We start from the raw sequence: 20,183 nt of genomic DNA, 5'->3' as shown, positions 1-20,183 counted from the left end.
AGGTTACTCCTGTAAGCTAAGTTCACTATTAATTGGAGATAATGAACTTCTGATCGTTGCTTGTTTGGTATTGTCTGAAATTGCCGTATAAGTTGCACGCTGTTTTGCATTATTTTGGAACCAGTACTTACGGTTAAATTCGCTCTTCTCATCAAGAATGTATTCTATCTCAAATGCTAAATATTTAGCCGAGTCTTTCATTGGTAAAGTCAATTTATAGACGCTTTGAGAATCTGAGGAATCTGTTGAACTATCCAACGTTTCTAGATCTACTCCAGTGTGCCAAGCTCCCGACTCCAGTCCTCCCTCTGTTACAGAAGTATTTGTCCGAAGTTTTATTCCATCTCTTGCTGTATTGGTGGGAACTTGGATATGTAGCTCAATACCAAACAATTCTTGTTTTGCTGCTGGATACTGTGTTGTTGAATTCGGAACGGTACGCATCAATGGTATTTGGCAGATCAAAGGTTTATCCATTATGGTTTTTAACTCAAAAAGAGCCTCTTGCACTAAAGAAGAATTATGCTTTTCTCTCTCTACCAAGCTTGAGGATTGACTCCACAGGGCTTTATCTGGGTGATAGCCCCAAGGAAGTTTATCTAACCATTTTTGATAATCATCTTGTTTAAGTTTACTCATTATATGATTACTAAGAAGGTAAACTGCAGTAAGGCCCATAATGACAAACATGATCGGACCTCCAAACAGGATATTTGCTGACCAAATCCCAGTTAATCCACCGATAGCTTGAAACCCACCTACAAGTGTCAATCCAACTAAAGATGCAAAGTTGAAGTATTCGACAATTCTTGCGCTCCCATGTAAGCCGTCTATGTTCTTCCATGAGCGATAGGCCTCTATACCCGAAGCAAGAGCTCCAATAACTCCGGTCACAGCTAGCCATTTATTGAATACCTTTAAGTCATCAAGGATCAAGTTATCAAAACCACGAGCATTATTATTTACTAACTCTTTTAATGCTTTATATGAATGTGACCTTAACCGAGGATCACCCTTCACACTATCCCATAATTTACCCGTACGAATCCCCGTCCAAGCGTTGGCTGTATATAAAAGCTTTTGCTGGATATCTAAAAATTCATCTGAGGACATTAACCCAGTGTCTTGGATACTACTCATGGCATCACCAAGCGCGATGCAGTTAAATACTAATGCCATAAAGCCTAGGCCACCTGCATTCTCGAACAGTTTATTCAAATCATTGAGCTTATTAGTCACGAGTCGCATTCGCAGTTCGACGGTTTTTTGAGGCAGATCATCGGGTAATACAATACGCTGTGGGTACTCCAATGTAGCCACAGCGAGTGCCTTCTTAATAGTCTTTTTATTTTTTAAAGCTGTTGTGTATTTAGAGTCGGCTTTGCGGTTGTTTTTCTGGAAGTCAGCAATGACCGCATCGTTTTTCTTGAGCTCACTTGGGTAATCATTTACGCGTGTTTTCCATTTTTTAAAATCGCGAGCGTAGCTTTCATTTAAAGTAACTGGCATATTGTGTGCCATATGCTCTGCTATAACAGCAAACAGATAATAGCTATGGCGGTTCAGAGGTTTAGCAAAAACAGGCATCAGCATAATCGATGCTTGTGAGGTCAAGCTAACGCCAAACTCTATAACGCCTTTTGCAAGCGCACCTATTGCAGATTTAAAGATAATATCGAGCTCTTGGAAACCTTTGGCGATATCCTTGAGAAAGTCCGTTTCCGCAGTGTTTGGGTTGGAAACAAAATCCATGATCTTAGAGTACATGCTCACACGGTTGCTTGTAGCAGAGATCTGGTCCGTCAACTGATTATCAACATCAGAATTTTCCGAGGCGATCGACTGTTCATTCTGCGCCTCAGTAATATTCTTCTCTATTACTTTAAATAAGCTTCGGCTGAACCCAGAGGCATAGAGAGCAAGTAAACTGGTTGGTTTCTCCCATTGGCTTTCAGCCCATTGGCGGTCTTCTTCTTGCATCACCAGAGTAAATGACTCAACGGCTTGCTTGTGCAGTTGATACAAGCTGTACTGCGTGTCTTCGCTGTATAGGTCGAAGGTTCTTTCGAGATGATGCGGTGTCAAAGACTCCATTACAGCGATAAAGTCGCTTTTTACTGAAACAACTTCGGCAAGCATGGTTTCTTTTTGCTCTGACAGCTCTTGCATTTCGCTCAGCATTTGCTTCCAGTTGAGCTGCTTGCGCCAACGCTCAGTCGCTATCCATTGCTCGTATTTACCAAATCGGTTTGCGGAAATTCGATATTTGTCCTGTATCGTTTTGGCAATGTCACTTTGAGTATGTTGGTGTGATTCAATCGCTCCAGCGGAAAATTTAGCAGGATAGCCTGATTGAACTGAGCTTTTATTCTGCTCTGCCAAATCGAGTTGACTGGATGAGTCATAATATTCTGCCATGTCGGTATAAAACGACAGCTCTTCACTGTTACGTTTAACGCTAGCTGGCATGTCTATCTCGTCACTTGCCCCGAACATGCACAGTTGCATGGCAGTCTGCATCAAGTTCCACTGGTTTGAAAACTGGTCAGTGAAAAGGCGGTATGGGCTTGCGGCACCAACAAAATGCAGTGATATATCTTGAATGTCTGCGGCGTAATCTTTTATCGCGACGAAGTAACCCGATTCTTCTTCTGGAATCGCAGAGGTTAAATCACTCTCGGCTGCGACAGGTTTAAAGATAGAACCATCTTCATCTGCTTTGGTAGCGATGGCAGAATCCGCAAAGCGACCATCATCGACGGCAGAAGATTCAATATCAGCCACTTGAGTTAACTTATCGATTGGTGAAATGTTGTGCTGATTCTCGTTTGCAGACAGAACAACAGTTTGCATGCGATCGATATGATTACTCGGATTGTTAAGGACGCGCATGAACATGTTCCATGTCCAGCGGTGTTCAGAGTAGCAAATCGACAGCACGCTCCCATCTTCGTAAGTAAGAAAAGGTTTTGCGCCTTCTGGGGTACCACGCTGTTCGGATTCTGGGCTTTCCGACTCTCCCAGCTTGTAGAGCGTGAATTGCGTTCCTTTGATTTCGTATTCGTCTAGGCTTTTGTTGATTGCATCATAGACATACAACCAACCATCGCGAAGCTGACGCAAGGTATAGCCAACGGTATTGAGTTTGGCTGGACCTTGGCCTTTCCATTCGTCAGGCAAACCAAAAGGTTGTGTTTCTTCTGTCTCTAGCTGATCGATGGCGTAGCGAACAGGGATGAAGTGTGCCGGTAAAGCCTCCGTTGGTTCTTTCTCGGTTTTTAAATTGAGAGGTTCTGGTTCAGACGGCGGTGGCGGGTCGATTTTTTTTGTTTCTCCCTCCCAAAACATACTGCGCTCTGGAGGCGAGCCAGCCATATCATCGGATGCGGTGGTTGGAACGGTATTCAGAGATTTCAACGTGCCATCGCTTTCAAATGCCTGAACAGCTTCTTCGTGGGTATAGCTGTTGTCGTGCCAAAACATCGAAGTTTTTGGAGGAAGTGGATTACTCATCGTCAGCCTATGTTTAAGAGTTTTACTCCATTAGGCAAATATCGCACCAAAATAAAACAACTATAAATCAGCATGTTAGGTGTTCTATAACTCTGCTTTAACCAAAAAGTTGTTTGTTTTTCCAAGAAGTTGGTTGGCGTATACCATTTTTTGTATCGAAAGAGACTAAGTGTGGTTTGAAAGAGCTTGTTCTAAAGAGCAATGATTATCCAGACAAAAAAAAGGCTCCAGAGTTGCCTCTGGAGCCTTTTTTAGCATTCAAGTTCTATTGAATTAACGACGTTTTGGTTTGCGTTGACCCGCTGGTTTGCCTTGACCTTGAGGGCGACCTTGACCTTGCGAACCCGTACCGTTTGAGCGATTTTGGTTGTTGCTACCAGGGCGTGAGCCAGAATTTGGACGTTGACCATTAGCGCCGCCATTGCCACGGTTTTGGTTTCCACGACCTTGTCCATTTGAGCCGCCTTGTGCTTTGCCTGAACCGTTGCGGTGACCAGATGGCTTGCCATCACGTGAGCCACCTTCAGAGCGCTTGTTCAAGTGACCACCGAAGCCTGGTTGGTTCTTAGTGTGTTTGGTTGCAAAACGATTTGCGCCGTGGCGACCAGACTTACGACGTTGTGCTGGTGTCTGTGCATCAATGTCTTCTGCAGGGACTAGACAGGTTGGCTTGTCACCAATCAAGTGCTTTTTACCCATGCTGATCAGTGCTTCACGGATCATCGGCCAGTTAGCTGGATCGTGGTAGCGAAGTAGGGCTTTATGTAGGCGACGTTGACGTTCACCTTTCGCCACTGGCACATCTTCACGTTGCTTGTATTTCACGCGTTTCAGAGGGTTTGTCTCTGAGTAGTACATCGACGTTGCGTTACACATTGGTGATGGGTAGAAGTTCTGTACTTGGTCACATTCGAAGTTGTTCTTCTTCAGCCATAGTGCCAAGTTCAGCATGTCTTCATCTTCAGTACCTGGGTGCGCCGAGATGAAGTAAGGGATCAGGTATTGTTTTTTACCCGCTTCCGCGCTGTACTTCTCAAACATCTCTTTAAAGCGGTCGTAAGTACCCATGCCCGGTTTCATCATCAGGTCCAGTGGACCTTTCTCTGTGTGCTCTGGTGCGATTTTCAGGTAACCACCGACGTGATGAGTCACAAGCTCTTTGACGTATTCTGGTGATTCAATCGCAAGGTCGTAACGTACGCCAGATGCGATCATGACTTTCTTCACACCTTCTACTTTACGCGCGGCGCGGTAAAGATCGATGGTGTGTTTATGGTCTGTGTTTAGCTTGTTACAGATGCCCGGGAACACGCAAGAAGGACGACGACAGTTTGCTTCTGCTTTCGGATCGCTACAACCAAGACGGTACATGTTTGCTGTTGGGCCACCCAAGTCAGAGATTGTGCCCGTAAAGCCTGGAACTTTGTCGCGGATCTCTTCCAACTCATTAATGATGGACTCTTGCGAACGGTTTTGGATGATACGACCTTCGTGTTCGGTAATTGAACAGAAAGAACAGCCACCAAAACAGCCACGCATGATGTTAACCGAAGTTTTGATCATGTCGTAAGCCGGGATCTTTGCTTTGCCATACATAGGGTGAGGAACACGCGCGTACGATAGGCCGAATACGTAATCCATTTCTTCTGTCGTCAAAGGAATTGGCGCTTGGTTTACCCAAAGCTCACGGTCGCCATGACGTTGCAATAGAGCACGACCCGAATATGGGTTGGTCTCTAAGTGCAGAACACGGCTGGCATGGGCATAAAGAATACGGTCGTTGTGCAATTTTTCGAAGGCTGGTAGGCGCACCGCTGTGTTCGCTGCATCATGACGTGATGGACGAATCGTGATTGGCTGTGCAACAGGCTCTTCTTTTTTAGTATCGCACTGAGTTTCCACTTCGTATGGGTTCTTTGGTACGAACGCTTCTTTACGAGGTTTCTCAATACGAGAAGAATCGATAACGGTGTAACCTTCTGGTTCAGCTGGTAGGTTCACTGCCGTACCGCGAATGTTGGTCATGGTAGAAATATCTTCGCCATCAGCAAGACGGTGAGCCACTTCCACTAGGGCACGTTCTGCGTTACCAAAAAGAAGGATGTCAGCTTTTGCATCGAACAGAACAGAGCGGCGCACTTTATCTGACCAATAATCGTAGTGAGCTACGCGACGTAAGCTAGCTTCGATACCACCAAGAACGATAGGTGTGCCTTTATAAGCTTCACGACAACGTTGCGAGTACACCAACGTTGCACGATCTGGGCGTTTTCCGCCTTCGTTGTTTGGCGTGTAAGCATCATCATGACGAAGTTTTTTGTCCGCCGTGTAACGGTTGATCATGGAGTCCATGTTACCCGCGGTGATTCCGAAGAACAGATTTGGCTTCCCAAGCTGCATGAAAGCGTCTTTGTTGTTCCATTCTGGTTGAGCAATGATACCGACGCGGAAGCCTTGTGCCTCCAACAGACGACCGATGATTGCCATACCAAAGCTCGGGTGGTCCACATACGCGTCACCCGTGACAATGATAATGTCACAACTATCCCATCCTAGGGCATCCATTTCTTTGCGACTGGTCGGCAAGAAAGGTGCCGTACCAAAACACTCAGCCCAGTATTTTTTGTACTCATGAATAGGAGTAATGTCGTTGGTCATATTTTGCTCTCTGTTCCAAGGAGCGCGAATTATAGCGATTTGATGATCAGGTATCTATACCCAACTCTCTTAATCAAGCTTAGTTCAGCCACTTTTATTTCTAGATGAAAATGACTCGCAATTAGAGGTGGCTTTTCTTGTGTTATCTCCTTCTAGCCCTTGTGGTTATTGCCTTTGTCTAAGATTAAAAATTATCGTTACGCAATAGTGTGCTTATGTAAAACTCTTCCTATAATTTAACTAGTGCATACAAATGCATACGTCATTTTGACTCCAAATAATGACTGAATGCGTAGACATTCCAGATTGTGTTTTGACCACTTTGCAATCATAAAAAAACAGCAAAACGCGGCGACACGATGGGAAATCATTAGACAGAGTGAAAGGCTAAAAATAGGGGGCTAGGTAATGAGTGAAGTATTGTCTATTGCACAAGGAGAAGTGCACCCAGCGTCCGGTCAGCATCAAATCATCGAGTGGTCCTATGATATCTACACTCGAGAGTTTGAATGTGACCAACGAGGGATGATGTCCATATTCGGCTTAAAAGAGCCATTAAAAGGGTTGGATGATTTGTTTGACCACATGCTGCTGGGTCAACAGGGGGCTGCGAGGGAGAAAGTCTCTCAAGTAGAGCTTAATGGCGGGCATGGCAGTTTGTCTTGCTGTTTAATGCCCAACGAATCCATGCTGGTTCACGTTGATTTGAGTTTTGAACGTCTTAATGATCATGTGGTTCAAGGTATGGTTATCCCCCAACTCAGTATTACAGGTTGTGAAGAGCTGGCAAAAATTCTCGAAACGATTTTTGATTTGCCAAACGTTGGCATCTTAGTCGCCGATCAGGAAACAAGAATTCTTGGCTGTAATCGAGCCTTTGAGCAGCAAATGGGGTATGAAAATCGTGATATTGTTGGTTTGAAAACCTACATTTTTAGCTCGGACCATCACAGCAAAGCTTTTTATGACGATATCTGGGAACAGATTGATCAAGAAGGTTTCTGGAATGGGAACCTATTGAGCCGCACTGCCAACGGTAGCAATCAAGCGCATCATTTATGTATTTATCGTTTGAACTTCACTTCGGGTCGAACGCTCTTTCTTGGTTTTTCGACGGACATTTCTGCATCGTTATTGTGGATGAAGAAAGCCGGAGAACAACCCCAACAATGGTCTGCTTTCCTGCCTCCACGTGAAGAGTTCGAATCTCGACTTGCCAAGCTAGTACAAGAAACTGGTAACAAAGAGCTTAATATCGTTATGACTCTGCGTCCTAATTTCTCACCAAAAACCATACTCGAACAACAACTCGGTCTTGCTGATTTTGTGATGCGCAGCCGACACGCGAGTATTGCCGGTCAATTGTCAAAAGATGTGTTTGTGGTGTGTTTGCAAACTCCGCACTGTCAGTGGTTAAGCCCTCTACGTCTGATCCAAATTGCACTAAGAGGCTTCTTTGTTGAACTAAGAAATGAATTAGGAACCAGTATGCATGATGTGATTGTAGAGGGACAAATGGGGGTGTCAGTCCTAGGCTACGATACTAATAACCCAAGACAGGCACTAGTACACGCTGCTCAAGCGATGGTTTCCTCATCTTCTGGGGATAAGAGCTACTTCAATTTTTACAACAGTGAACTGCACGATGAGTTGGTTAAGCGTCATCATTTAGAAGCGTTTTTAAGAACGCAAATTGAGAGTCAGTTGGTTGATGTGTATTACCAACCGATCATTGAAACTCGTAGCGGAAAGGTGGTGAAGTTCGAAGCTTTGGCGCGCTTTTACCACCATAACAAAACCTATGACACGCAAGAAATGATTTCTGTAGTCGAAGACTTGGAGTTGGTCGCCGCTTTGGATGATGTGGTATGCCGAACGGCGCTGAAGCAATTGCCTCATATTCAAAAAGTGTATGGAGAGGATATTGGTTTAACTATTAATCGTTCATTAAATACCAAATTGGATTCGTTGCAAGTATTGCAAAGCTCGTTTGATTTGATCGCTGAAAGTGGAGTAGATCCAAGTCGAATCACTATTGAGCTCACTGAAACGGCTTACTTTGAACAAGACCAAGAACACACCACTGCCCTTGAAGAGCTACGAGGGCAGGGTATTAAGATCGCCATTGATGACTTTGGTACGGGGTACTCTTCGTTTTCTTATCTGGAAAAGGGGCAGTTTGATCTGCTTAAAATCGATCGTAAGTTTGTCAAAGATATCGAAGAGGGGAGCACTAAATACAACATCGTGAAGATGATTACGGAACTGGCACACAAACTTGGCGTTAAAGTCGTTGCCGAAGGCGTTGAATCGGAACAGGAATTACAAGTGCTTGCGAATGTGGGTGTGGATTATATGCAAGGCTTTTTGTTTTCTCAGGCGGTGCCGTTGGTGTTACTAGATAAGCCGCAATGCCATCAGAAACGCTTTAAGGACGTCAAGGTTAAGCCAACTCACGACGCTCCTTTGTTGTCATTGAGTCATCGTGACGTTCGTCGCTTAGACCCGGGTGAGCCATTGTCGTTAGCGGTTGAATTTATGAACTTGAGCCCGGATGCGCCGCTCGTAGTCGTGAATGAAAAACGCTGTGTCGGACTGATCACCAAAGAGCAGGTGAACTTGCATTTGACGCCTGCAATGGGGACTGATTTGGAGTCAGAAAGAGAAAACCGCATTTGGAAACGTCCGGTAAACCAAATTATGAACACGGAATTTGAGCAAATAGATGCGAGTATTTCAGTTTCACAAGTTCGCGAGTTGGTCAAAACAGGCAAAAAATTTCCTTGGATTTTATGTGACTCGCAAAATGAATACCGCGGTTTATTGACCCAAGAAGATGTATTGACGTATCTAGCCACGCTCTAGTCGTGGCTTGGCCGTAATAAAGCACAGTAGCATGTTGGGTTTAGGTGGTTTGGCGATAGGCGATTTGCTATTATCGCCACCCCAAAATGACTTTTGAGTTTGTATTCAACATGATTCAACAACTGCTGTTAACTTTTCCTCCAATGCTGTTTGGCGCTCAAGCGCTGTTGACGTTGCTTTTGATCAAAGGTGATATTTGTCCTGGTCAACGTGGTCGTCTGCACAAGATGCTGCCATCTATAGGTATTCTTTGGTTGGCAGTAGCGTCGCTTCGTATTGAAGCATTCATGATCGTATTCGCGATTTTCTACTTCTACTCTCAAGTTCAAACTAAGAAGACACGTGAGAAAGGTCCGCTATGGGCGTTGCATCTAGCGAATGGCTTAGCGTTTGCGTATGTGAGTATCCAAGTATTCGAGCAAGCGCATTGGGCGGCTTCTGCGTCAATGGCTGTCATGATTTTCTTTTTGGGGGCAGTATTTGCTCAGTTGCTTCTCGTTATCGCGCGCAGTCGTTTGCAAGCTTTCCACCGCATTCTACCTGTGGCTGGTGTGGTATCGGGTATGTTGCTAGTCGTGCTGACCTTGTTTTCCGCATATCAACTTGATGAAGCAACACTGAACTCAGTCACACAGCACATCTTGGCGTCGCTAGCCATGTTGATCATAGCGATTGTGGTTTGGTGTTGGCACATCTTTACGCACAAAGCACCGAATAAGGCTCAGCTTGCTGCAGCGCTGCTGCTTGCTTTGGCATCCATGACAAGTCTTCAAGGCTTGTTTCTACTTGGCGCGTAAGCTGCTGGGTTATCCTTTCCCCATACAATTTCACAAATGAGCTCGGGATTTAGACCGAGCTCACTTTCAAATCATTCGATTAAGTCTACGCTTTAGTTATAGCCTCTATTTGTTTAGAGCGCGCCTAGACGCATGTGCTCAACAAAACCCTGAGGCTAAATACCTTGTCTTAGAGGAGTGTCGCTATGGACTTAAGCAATGTGAGTAACTGGGACAGCATTATTTTGCTGGGTATCGTCAATGAAAAGCTGCGCTTAGAATGCGACAGTTTCGAAGAGCTGGTTTCTATGTACGAGATGGATGTTGAATCGGTAGTGGGCAAGCTTGATATGCTCGGCTATCAATATGACCCACTTACCAATCAGTTCAAATCTTACGAACGCTAATCTTGTCTCTATATCTGAATCATTAAGCCATCTTGATGCCATCAAGGTGGCTTTTGCATTGTTGGCGTGCCGTGGCAAAGAATGCTTGTAGGTAGCGCTTCTCCTTTTCTGAATTTCGTGTTGCGGCAAACAAACGACGCCATAACCCATTACCAAAAGGCTTACTGGTGATGAGCCCTTGGCGCGAAAACTCTGAAATCGCCCAATTAGGCAGTGCGGCAACACCTAATCCTGCTGACACCATTTGCACTAACATCAAAGTATTATCTGCTTGCTTCCATTTCGCAGGTTCAATCCCCGCTGGCTGCAAAAAGTGTTTCACGACATCTAATCTCTGTTTCTGAACCGGGTAGGAGAGCATGGTTTGATCGGCAAGATCTTCTGGTTCAATGATGTCTTTATTGGCAAGCGGATGGCTGGTGGACGTGATCAAACGCATTTCGAAATCAAACAGCGGCTCATAGTGTACTTCTGAGCGTGGTTGAATGTCGGATGTGATCACCAAGTCAAGCTCTCCGGCAAGTAACGCAGGGAGAGGTTCAAAACCAAAACCGGAAGAGAAGTCGAGCGTGACACTTGGCCAGGTAACTTGGTATTCCTTCAACGCAGGCATCAGCCATTGAAAGCAAGAATGGCACTCGATAGCCATATGTAAACGTCCATTGACATCTTCTTTCAAGCTCGCGAGTTCATTCTCTGCTCGGGCGAGTTTGGGTAAAACGTCATCGGCAAGACGAAGTAATATTTCACCTTCGGATGTGAACTTCACTGGTCGTGTTTTACGCAAAAACAACTGACCACCGATGCGAGATTCAAGATCTTTGATTTGGTGAGAAAGAGCGGATTGCGTCAGGTGCAGTGCTGTCGCGGTGGCCGTGAGTGACCCTGTGTCTCGTAACGAGGTCAGAGTGCGTAAGTGTTTCAACTCTATCATGAATCCCATTCATCCTTGTGTTTCTACCATGAGCTTTATTAACTTACCGATAAAAATTGGATATGTAAACGTCTAGACGTCTATTTGTTTTGGGAGATTACGAGTGAGCGCTCTCATTATGAATTTTCCTAATAAACAAGTTGAATAATTGGATGTTGTTCAATTAGCCCCTCAGAGAGATAGTTTTAGCCATCCAGACATCTTGGTGAAATTTAATCTCGATGTACTGACTCAAACATCAGACACTGAAAAAGGAATACGGACATGACAACGACAACGCATATTCTTGGATACCCACGCATTGGCGAAAAGCGCGAGCTGAAGTTTGCACAGGAGAAATACTGGCGAGGAGAAATTGAACAAACTGAGCTTAAACAAGTAGGGGCGACACTTCGTGAAAAGAACTGGGCTACTCAAGCTGAAGCGGGATTGAGCTTCGCGACGGCTGGCGATTTTGCTTGGTATGATCATGTATTGACCACCACTCTGCTGCTAGGGCACACACCAAAGCGCCACGCTAATGGCTTTCCGGATTTAGACACACTATTCAAAGTCGGGCGTGGGCAATCTCAAGCGGGTTGCGGTTGTTCTGGGGCGGCTGCGTCTGATATGACCAAGTGGTTTAATACCAACTATCACTACATTGTGCCGGAGTTCAGCAAAGACGATAGTTTTGAAGTCAGTTGGCCTCAATTGTTCGAAGAGGTGAACGATGCCATAAAACTGGGTCATAACGTGAAACCCGTTTTGTTGGGACCATTGAGCTACCTGTATTTAGGAAAAGAAATCGAAGAAGATTTTGATCGCCTCACCTTATTGCCAAGATTACTAACCGCTTATCAAGCGATTCTGTCCAAATTAGCAAATCAAGGCGTCGAATGGGTCCAAATCGATGAGCCGATTCTTTCTCTGGAGCTTGAAGAGAAGTGGGGCGACGCATTCAAATTGGCATATCAAGTCATTCGTAGCGATGTCAAAGTTCTACTTACTACCTATTTTGATTCGGTGAGTGATACGTTAGATAAGATTGTCGAATTGCCAGTTGATGGCCTTCATATCGATTTATCCGCGTCGCCTGAGCAGCTTGATGAGGTGGTGGAAAAACTGCCACAAGGCTGGGTACTTTCTGCGGGCGTGGTGAATGGTCGTAATGTATGGCGCTCTGACTTGAGTGCGCAGCGTGAACGTTTGCAACCCGTTAAGGATAAACTTGGTGACAATCTATGGGTAGCCAGCTCTTGCTCACTGTTACACAGCCCTGTGGATTTGGATCTTGAGCCAGCGCTCAGTGACGAAGTTAAAAGTTGGTTTGCGTTTGCCAAACAAAAAGTCACGGAAGTTGCGTTACTTGGTCGTGCGCTCGATGGTGACCACAACGCGATATTGGCGTGTGATACATATAGCCAACCAATTAAAGATCGCAAAACGGCTGCTCATGTCAACAAGCCACATGTACAAGCCCGCTTGAATAGCATCTCTGCATCCTTAACTGAGCGCAGCGCACCCTATGCAGAGCGAGCTGCGCATCAAGCGGAAGTGTTAGGGTTACCTCTACTACCAACGACGACGATTGGTTCCTTCCCTCAAACCAGTGAGATTCGTGTTCAGCGCAGTGCGTTTCGTAGTGGTCAACTTTCGACGGATGACTATCACCAAGCGCTAAAAGGGCACATTGCAGATGCGGTTAGACGTCAAGAAGCCCTCGATCTTGATGTATTAGTGCACGGTGAAGCAGAGCGTAACGATATGGTGGAGTACTTTGCAGAAAACTTAGCAGGGTTCCAGACGACGAAGTTTGGCTGGGTTCAAAGCTACGGTTCTCGTTGCGTTAAGCCTGCTATTGTTGTCGCAGATATTGAACGTGAAAAACCAATCACGGTTGAATGGTCAACTTATGCTCAGTCTTTAACGAATAAGCAAATGAAAGGGATGCTGACAGGACCAGTGACAATTCTATGTTGGACTTTCCCTCGTGAAGATATCACCCGTAAAGCAATTGCTGATCAACTTGCATTGGCACTGCGCGATGAAGTGTCTGATTTACAACAGGCTGGCATCAATATCATTCAAATTGATGAACCTGCTATCCGTGAAGGTTTGCCACTGAAAAAACGTGACCATAAAGCGTATCTGCAATGGGCTGTCGATGCATTCAAGATCGCGGCGGCAAGCGCTAAACCAGAAACGCAAATTCATACGCACATGTGTTACAGCGAGTTTAATGAAATCATTGATTCTGTTGCCGCATTAGATGCAGATGTGATTACCATTGAAACTTCGCGCTCGAACATGGAATTGCTCAAAGCGTTCGAAGACTTCAATTACCCTAACGAAATCGGTCCGGGCGTTTACGATATTCACTCGCCGAACATTCCATCGGAAGAATGGATCGAAGAGCTAATCAAGAAAGCGGCAGAGAAGATTCCGGCACAGCGTCTGTGGGTAAATCCTGATTGTGGATTAAAGACGCGTAACTGGTCAGAAACAGAAGCTGCGTTAGCGAATCTAGTCTCCGCGGCGAAAAAGCTACGAACGGAGCTGGTTTAGTCGTGAAGATTGAGTAGAAATGAAAAAGCGAGGGGATAGCCCCTCGCTTTTGCTTGTTTGTGATTGGATTAAGCTAACCATTCCAACCTTTACTGTGGCTTTTGACTCGCCGTACAGGTTTGTTCTGAAACCAACTCGTCTGCCATCAACTGACCACGAGAATTTCTAATTTTAATGCGGTACATCAAGCCCATATCGATCTGTTCACGCACTGTTGGTGTGTTGCAGTAAGTATAGATACTGGTGTTCAGTACTTGATTTAGTGGTTTTGCACCGAGTGCATCGTCGTTATAGATCATCATCATCTCAACCACATTTTTGTTGGATGATACGCGTAGGATCTTGAGTGGACCGTATTCGAGCGGTAAACCTGCAGAGAGAACGCCTGCACGATTAGATGCCATCAATTCAAGTTGACGCTGCTTATCATCATTCGATGAACAGCCCGCCAAGGCACCTAATGCGAGGAAGAGACACAGTAATTTTTTCATAACTTAAAACACTTTTTTGAACGGTTTTACGATCACGTTTTCGTAAACACCCGCCGCAATATAAGGATCCGCATCAGCCCAAGCTTGCGCATCTTCCAAAGATGCGAACTCGGCGATTACGGTCGAGCCAGTAAAGCCCGCTTCACCTGGATTGTCAGAATCGATAGCTGGCATTGGACCGGCGGTCAACAAGCGACCTTCGTCATGAAGCTGTTGCAAGCGCTCAAGATGTTGAGGGCGAACACTCAGACGCTTTTCCAATGAATTCTCGACGTCCTGAGAAAAGATGACGTACCACATAGCATAGTTCCTTAATCGGTGGGGTAAAGCCTTAATTTAACGCCTTTTTTGTGCCTCTCACAAGTCAACATAAGAAATTGTGAGCTTCTTCCTAGCATTTGGTCCCTTTCGGGTGCTTTGTTACTTCAGAATTGGTCGAGGCTTACCATCACTGTCGATAGCGACATAGTTAAAGGTGGCATCACAAACCATGAAGCGGTCTTCAACACCATCGACTTTGACTGGTTTTACCCAAACCTCTAGATCAACGCTCATCGAAGTGCGACCAATTTTACTGCATACGCCGTAGCAACATACAACGTCCCCAACGCTAACAGGCTTTTTAAAGGTAATGCTGGAAACTGACACAGTAACAACGCGACCTGAAGATATTTCTTTGGCCAAGATTGCGCCAGCTAAGTCCAACTGAGACATGATCCAACCGCCGAAGATATCGCCGTTGGCATTGGTGTCGGCCGGCATTGCCAAAGTACGAAGCAGTAATTGCCCTTTAGGTGAATGACCTTCTTCACTCATGATGACATCCTAATATTTCTAATATGCAAAAAATGGAGCAAACAACAAAACAGCGACCCTTGGGTCGCTGCGAATAATCAATGTGCGCGGATTATAGCAAAACTGAGTTTTTAATCATCAACCGATACATCGGATGAGTTTTCTTTCTGCTCTTTGTCGTCTTTTGGTAGATGTTTGTAGATATAAAAGCCTGTTGCAATCATATAAACCACTGTCGCAATCAATAAGCCAAACACCTTAAAGTTAACCCATACATCAAGCGGTAAGGTATACGCGATGTAGAGATTGAATACGGCGAAGAAGGAGAAAAAGCCAACCCAAGCCCAGTTTATTTTGTTCCAGACGGCGTCAGGTAGCGTTAATTCTTTGCCTAACATGCCTTTTATAGCTGATTTCCCCATGGCGTGACTTACCGTTAAGCCAACGGCAAACATGACGTAAACGATGGTTACTTTCCATTTAATAAAGTTGTCGTCATGCAGGAAGATGGTCATACCACCAAAGGCCGCCACCATAATGAAAGTGACCAGTTGCATCTTTTCCACTTTTTTGTACAAGGCAAATGTTACAACCAACTGGATTGCCGTTGCGACAATCAATGCGCCTGTCGCCACATAAATGTCGTACATCTTGTATAGGGCAAAAAAGATAATCAGAGGGATAAAATCAAGGATTTGCTTCATATGGCAAATACTACCTAGTTGTTGAGTTGAGGACAGTCTAGCGAAATCTGAGGCAAAGTGAACATCTATATACCCAAGTGACTTCAAGATGCAGGATTCAGAGCGTAGTCATTGATTCGAGGTCAAGGAAAACAACGCAGCGTAATAGCCAGCTCTTTCCAAGTTGTTTGACGCAGAAGTCGAGTCAATGACACGCTCCCAAAGGGCGAGTTGTCTTGGCTTGTATACTTTGTTGCCGATTCTTGATTTAGGCCCACTAAACCTTTAAATCGCCGCCGCGTCTACAAACCAAGTCATTCTCGCTGAACCTAGCATCTCGAGGTTACTTGGGTATAGGTCGAAAGGAAAATAAAATTGCCGCTCAAGAAGCGGCAATTTGAGGTAACAAGTAGGTTAGGCGACCTCTTGATATCGAGTAATGAGCGTTTTCACGTCCTCTAGATAACCTTCGCGTAGTAGGTTGTCGACGGTCGCTTCAAGCTCGTCATGACTCATGGTGAAACATGTTGATTTGCCGGTCATTAAATTCAGGTACTGGTGATACTCTTCTTCGGTGTAATGTCCAACACGGTCAAGCAATAAGGTTTTGATGCCGTGGTGTATCAAGCCGTAATATGTGTGTCTATGAAGCATCATGTTCACTCCTTATCAAGCGACTCTTCCTTGTTGTTGAGGGCTTGAATCAATGGATAATTCGATTTGTACTTCAGTAATGCATATCAGGTGCCAACTATTCGCTCTGTGTTTCAAAAGTGTGCGAAGCCGCGTCCTTATCTAGCCACTCTTTGAGAACATGACGTAGAGCAGCCAAGGTGGTGGGCTTCTCTAACCGTCCATCCATGAGCTTACTAATCATCTCCAGTTCACGTTCTCCGGACTCTCCAGATAAAGCGATGATAGGGGTATAAGCGGACATTGCTTTGATGTGCTTACTCGCTTCAAAGCCATTCATCACAGGCATCTGCACATCCATTAAAACCAAATCCACGGAGTGGTTTTTAAACATTTCAACGGCATTCTCACCGTTGTTGGCTTGCAGGCTATTCACGCCGAGTTGGTTTAAATACATCTTCACCAACGCACGTTGCACCTCTTTGTCATCAACAATGAGTACTGTTGGTGCATCTTTATTTAATGATACGTTGTCAACGACGTTTTGTTCAGTGCGTGGCTGGTTTTGTTTCCAGTCATTGAAATACGGAGTCCGCAGTGTTTCTGCTTTCGGTGCGTTGGGCACTACAGGGAAATACAGATGGAACTCGGTAAACTCACCGCGTTTCGATACACATTCAATTCGTCCACCAAACGATCGCATGACGCGTTGACAGTAGCCCAACCCTAAGCCACTGCCGCCACTCTTTTGATGTGAGAAAAAGTCATCAAAAATTTTATGAGAAATGGTTTCGTCTATGCCTGGACCTGTATCTCGAAAGATCAGTACGTTCTCGTAAGAACCGGTTTTGGTGCTGATCTCAATTTGACTGTCTGGATAAGAGTCAAAATAGTAAATTGCGTTGCGAATGAGATTGAAAATGACAAAGTTGAATAAGGTTTCATTAAGTTTTGCCACAAAGTCAGCGTGTTGCGGTAAGCGGATTCGTTCAATAATCTTCTCATTTTCAAAACCGTAGCGACTTACGGCTTGGTCTACAGCCTTATGGATAGAGGTCATGGCAATCGGCTCGTGCTCAGGTGAGCTATCACTGACCTCGCGCAAAATGATATCGATTAATTGGCGGCCGCGTTGGATCGCTGTTTGTCCATTCTCAATATCAACCAAGATCTGTTCGGTCGGTGCTTGAGATTCGATGTGCTGCTTTAAGGCTTCAAATTGCAACTGCACTTGGGCGAGTGGGTTGCGCATCTCGTGAGCAATCGAATTGGCAAGTGCTCGGCTTTGGCGAATACGGCGATCTGCTTCGATCGTGCTTTGTACTCGAGTAAGCAGCGTCTGCAAGGCGGAGATTTCCTCGTTAGAGAACATCTGATTGTTGATTTTATGCGGCGAGACCAATAGGTGCGTGACAGATTTACCCTGACCAAACAGCGGCATCACCAATGCTGTATTGTTCGAACTCATCTTATCGTAAAGCGCTTTCATTGAACGCTTAGCTGGAACTTTGTATTCAAGTTCTTCAGAAAGCTCATCAAAGACAAGCACTGAATTGTTTGATGAAAGGTAATCTTCGTAGAATGTTTCATTGTAGTTACTGGTGACCAGGCGCAGCTTGTCATTAGGAATCTGCAGCAGTGTTCCTAAGCGGCGCATTGCATCATCAATTGAGAGTTTAAAGTCCTCTTCTAGCGCCAATATTTGTTGGACAGGTGTCTTTTTATCACCGTAAATCAGGAAAGAGGCGTAACGGCTTACGCGTTTGTATAGCAAGCCCCAAGTGATCCCGATTAAAGCGCAGATCGGCGTGGCAATTAACCATTGGTTATTGTCAGTCATCGGGATAAAGATAGCCCCCAATGGAAGCACGAAAATAGCACATACCAATAAGGCACTTAACGTCATGTACGCTAGGTACTTCACGCTGTAGAAGCGCGAGGTCAGCAGTGCATACCCGACAAAGAGCATCTCACTGATCGACAGCGCGGGTGGCAACCATGTCAGAGAGAAATCACCCAAGAAGTAGGTCATACCAAGATGAATGGTCGCGGTAGAGAGCATGAATACTAAAATGCCCGCGATCATGTAGTTGGTTTTTGCTAGCGTAAGTTTGCTGCTGTTTGCTCGCATGGCGACGAGGTTGACCAAAGTGAGCACAACGAAACTGACCAAACCAATAAAGAAATAGGACGTGTGTGAGCCAAATTCGATAACAAACTGGCTAGGACCTTCAATATCGACGTGTTCGACTGTCAAATCTGGACGCAAATTGATAAACAGTGAATACACCGTCAAGGTGACAAAGATACCTTGCTGCCACAAATGCACTTTGCCTTTGCGTTGCTCTGCCGCAAGCTGGCAAGAAAAATAGTAAGCAAAGGCGAAAGCAAAAAAGGATGCTAAGTTAGCAAACTTCGCCATAAAGATACCCGCCGAAGCACCAAGCTCAGGCAAGAGATTAGTATGGAAGTAAGCGTTACTGCTGATCCACGCAATGATACACCCTGAATACGCAATGTAGGGCGCATGGTGTGTACCAAAGATCACTTCGTTCTTTTGTTTGAGTCGATAGCAGTAATAGCTTAACCAGATCATCACCACCGCCACTGTCGCAAGTAACGTGATGGCTTTGGTGTAAACGATTGCCTCTAAGCTGAGATCAAACATGTTCGTCCCTTTCGACCGATTTGCCTTTTCTTATCGCACTTACGGTGCGTTTGTAGTGGCGAAAATCGATGTTATTGAAGGCTTTGACCATCATTTCAAAAGTCCAAAATCCACGGTAAGTCTGTTTACCGTCACTGTTTAGGTCGCAATATCCCGAATGGAAATACGCTTCTTTATCAATTGCTTTATAAAAGTTGAGCATGAAAGGTTGCTCAATGATTGTGAAGCCGACTTTGTAACCTGCTTGGTGCAAAACACTCATTAATTCTTTTTGAGCAAGATAGAGATAGTAGAGCTTTTGTTGAGCATTTCCACTTACCGTCAGCCGCAATACTTCGCATACCGATTTTTTATCAGACAATTGTAACTTGAATTCGTTATCAAATTCTTGGAGAGAGTAACACTTTGACAGTGTTGGCGATGTAAACAGCTGTAAGCGAGCTAGGGTCTCTTCTGCGTGTTCTGGTAAGCAATAATGCCACTTTGCATTGCTAAACTGCGGCGCATAACTTAGCCATGTATTGTGTATCTGCCAATCCTGAATCAAAGCTGAAGCAACGAGCGTTGGACACGATTCTTCATCAGGGTGCTTGAGTAAGATGAAGTGCTTACCGACTTGAGATAGAAAGAGTAAAGGCAACATTTCGTACCACTTTTCACCTTGTATAAAAAGCTCAAGATTACTCAATGTAATTGCATCACTGATTGACATTGCATGCGGATGGCTGGGGATTTGTACCGCAAGTTGCGCATCTTCTATTCGCTCAATCAATACGCCGTAGTACGCGCTGTCCTTAAATGGCAAGGAGGGCGAAGTAGGGGCAGACGTTGTGAATGGAGCTTTGGCTTTGATCGCGGCAATTTCGCACGCGCACCAAAACTCGAGCCAATGCATGTAACATTGACCGACGACTTTTTCTAGCAAAGCAATATCGGCTGAAAGTGTGCTTGGGTAACGTTGCACAAGATCTCGATAGTCCATCAATTCGAACAGCACAGAAAAGCTGTTGTCCTGATGTTCAGGGAAGATAGAGACTAATTGGTTTCTGCGATAATCAGTAATAGTCTGAAATAGAGCAGCGCGCTCATGCGGTTGATATGCGTTGATGACGAGTTCAAGCAATGCTTGCTGTTTTGTTTCGATAGGCAGACAGCTCGTCGACAGTGAGCCTAAAGACGACGTAAATTTCATGGTTCAACCTAGCCTAGGTTT

At 45.0% G+C, this 20,183-nt stretch carries 14 protein-coding genes; 4 read left to right on the top strand and 10 right to left on the bottom strand.

All coding sequences use genetic code 11. The features are described from left to right. Positions 1-3: 3 nt before the first annotated feature. Entirely contained in the window at positions 4-3,513 is a 3,510-nt protein-coding gene (locus J4N44_RS11155; protein WP_252044461.1) for a T6SS effector BTH_I2691 family protein, read from the bottom strand. A gap of 273 nt (positions 3,514-3,786) precedes the next feature. Further along, positions 3,787-6,171 carry a YgiQ family radical SAM protein gene (locus J4N44_RS11150; RefSeq protein WP_029790933.1) on the bottom strand — a complete coding sequence of 795 codons (2,385 nt, stop codon included), beginning with the start codon at positions 6,169-6,171 and terminating at the stop codon, positions 3,787-3,789. 408 nt (positions 6,172-6,579) lie between these two features. Here J4N44_RS11150 and J4N44_RS11145 point away from each other — a divergent pair, with 408 nt between their 5' ends. From J4N44_RS11145 to J4N44_RS11135, 3 genes are all read left to right on the top strand, one after another. After that, complete coding sequence (locus tag J4N44_RS11145; RefSeq protein WP_017189427.1) at positions 6,580-9,036, top strand: EAL domain-containing protein; 2,457 nt, start codon at positions 6,580-6,582, stop codon at positions 9,034-9,036. A gap of 86 nt (positions 9,037-9,122) precedes the next feature. Beyond that, positions 9,123-9,833: an HI_1241 family integral membrane domain gene (locus tag J4N44_RS11140; protein ID WP_017189428.1), complete on the top strand. Its 711-nt coding sequence runs from the start codon at positions 9,123-9,125 to the stop codon at positions 9,831-9,833. A gap of 185 nt (positions 9,834-10,018) precedes the next feature. Then, entirely contained in the window at positions 10,019-10,219 is a 201-nt protein-coding gene (locus J4N44_RS11135) for a DUF4250 domain-containing protein (RefSeq protein WP_005445023.1), read from the top strand. A gap of 22 nt (positions 10,220-10,241) precedes the next feature. Here the strand turns inward: J4N44_RS11135 and metR are convergent, their stop codons facing one another. Then, complete coding sequence (gene metR / locus J4N44_RS11130; RefSeq protein ID WP_005445024.1) at positions 10,242-11,153, bottom strand: HTH-type transcriptional regulator MetR; 912 nt, start codon at positions 11,151-11,153, stop codon at positions 10,242-10,244. 264 nt (positions 11,154-11,417) lie between these two features. On the opposite strand from metR, the gene metE reads away from it, so the two are divergent. Continuing rightward, positions 11,418-13,700: a 5-methyltetrahydropteroyltriglutamate--homocysteine S-methyltransferase gene (metE, locus tag J4N44_RS11125; protein WP_252044460.1), complete on the top strand. Its 2,283-nt coding sequence runs from the start codon at positions 11,418-11,420 to the stop codon at positions 13,698-13,700. An 89-nt stretch (positions 13,701-13,789) separates the two neighbouring features. Here metE and J4N44_RS11120 read toward each other — a convergent pair whose 3' ends face one another. The 7 genes from J4N44_RS11120 to J4N44_RS11090 form a co-directional block, all read right to left on the bottom strand. Further along, positions 13,790-14,191 carry a GspS/AspS pilotin family protein gene (locus J4N44_RS11120; RefSeq protein WP_005445026.1) on the bottom strand — a complete coding sequence of 134 codons (402 nt, stop codon included), beginning with the start codon at positions 14,189-14,191 and terminating at the stop codon, positions 13,790-13,792. Between the two features lie 3 nt (positions 14,192-14,194). Next, entirely contained in the window at positions 14,195-14,491 is a 297-nt protein-coding gene (locus J4N44_RS11115) for a YciI family protein (protein WP_005445027.1), read from the bottom strand. A gap of 120 nt (positions 14,492-14,611) precedes the next feature. Further along, on the bottom strand, positions 14,612-15,007 hold the full coding sequence (yciA, locus tag J4N44_RS11110) for an acyl-CoA thioester hydrolase YciA (protein ID WP_005445028.1): 396 nt from the start codon (positions 15,005-15,007) through the stop codon (positions 14,612-14,614). A gap of 110 nt (positions 15,008-15,117) precedes the next feature. Beyond that, the gene (locus tag J4N44_RS11105) at positions 15,118-15,690 is read right to left on the bottom strand and encodes a septation protein A (protein ID WP_252044459.1); all 573 of its coding nucleotides are present in this window, start codon (positions 15,688-15,690) and stop codon (positions 15,118-15,120) included. 393 nt (positions 15,691-16,083) lie between these two features. After that, positions 16,084-16,326, bottom strand: coding sequence for a hypothetical protein (locus J4N44_RS11100; protein WP_009698417.1), 243 nt, complete (start codon positions 16,324-16,326; stop codon positions 16,084-16,086). 94 nt (positions 16,327-16,420) lie between these two features. Beyond that, entirely contained in the window at positions 16,421-18,970 is a 2,550-nt protein-coding gene (gene luxN / locus J4N44_RS11095) for a quorum-sensing autoinducer 1 sensor kinase/phosphatase LuxN (protein ID WP_252044458.1), read from the bottom strand. Further along, positions 18,963-20,162, bottom strand: a complete 1,200-nt coding sequence (locus J4N44_RS11090; RefSeq protein ID WP_252044457.1) for an acyl-homoserine-lactone synthase — start codon at positions 20,160-20,162, stop codon at positions 18,963-18,965. Before J4N44_RS11090 ends, luxN begins: the two co-directional genes overlap by 8 nt. Positions 20,163-20,183: the final 21 nt, after the last annotated feature.

It is taken from the genome of Vibrio sp. SCSIO 43155, assembly GCF_023716605.1.
In the GTDB taxonomy this organism is placed as follows: Bacteria; Pseudomonadota; Gammaproteobacteria; order Enterobacterales; family Vibrionaceae; genus Vibrio; species Vibrio harveyi.
This window is presented reverse-complemented; position numbering and strand designations above follow the sequence as displayed.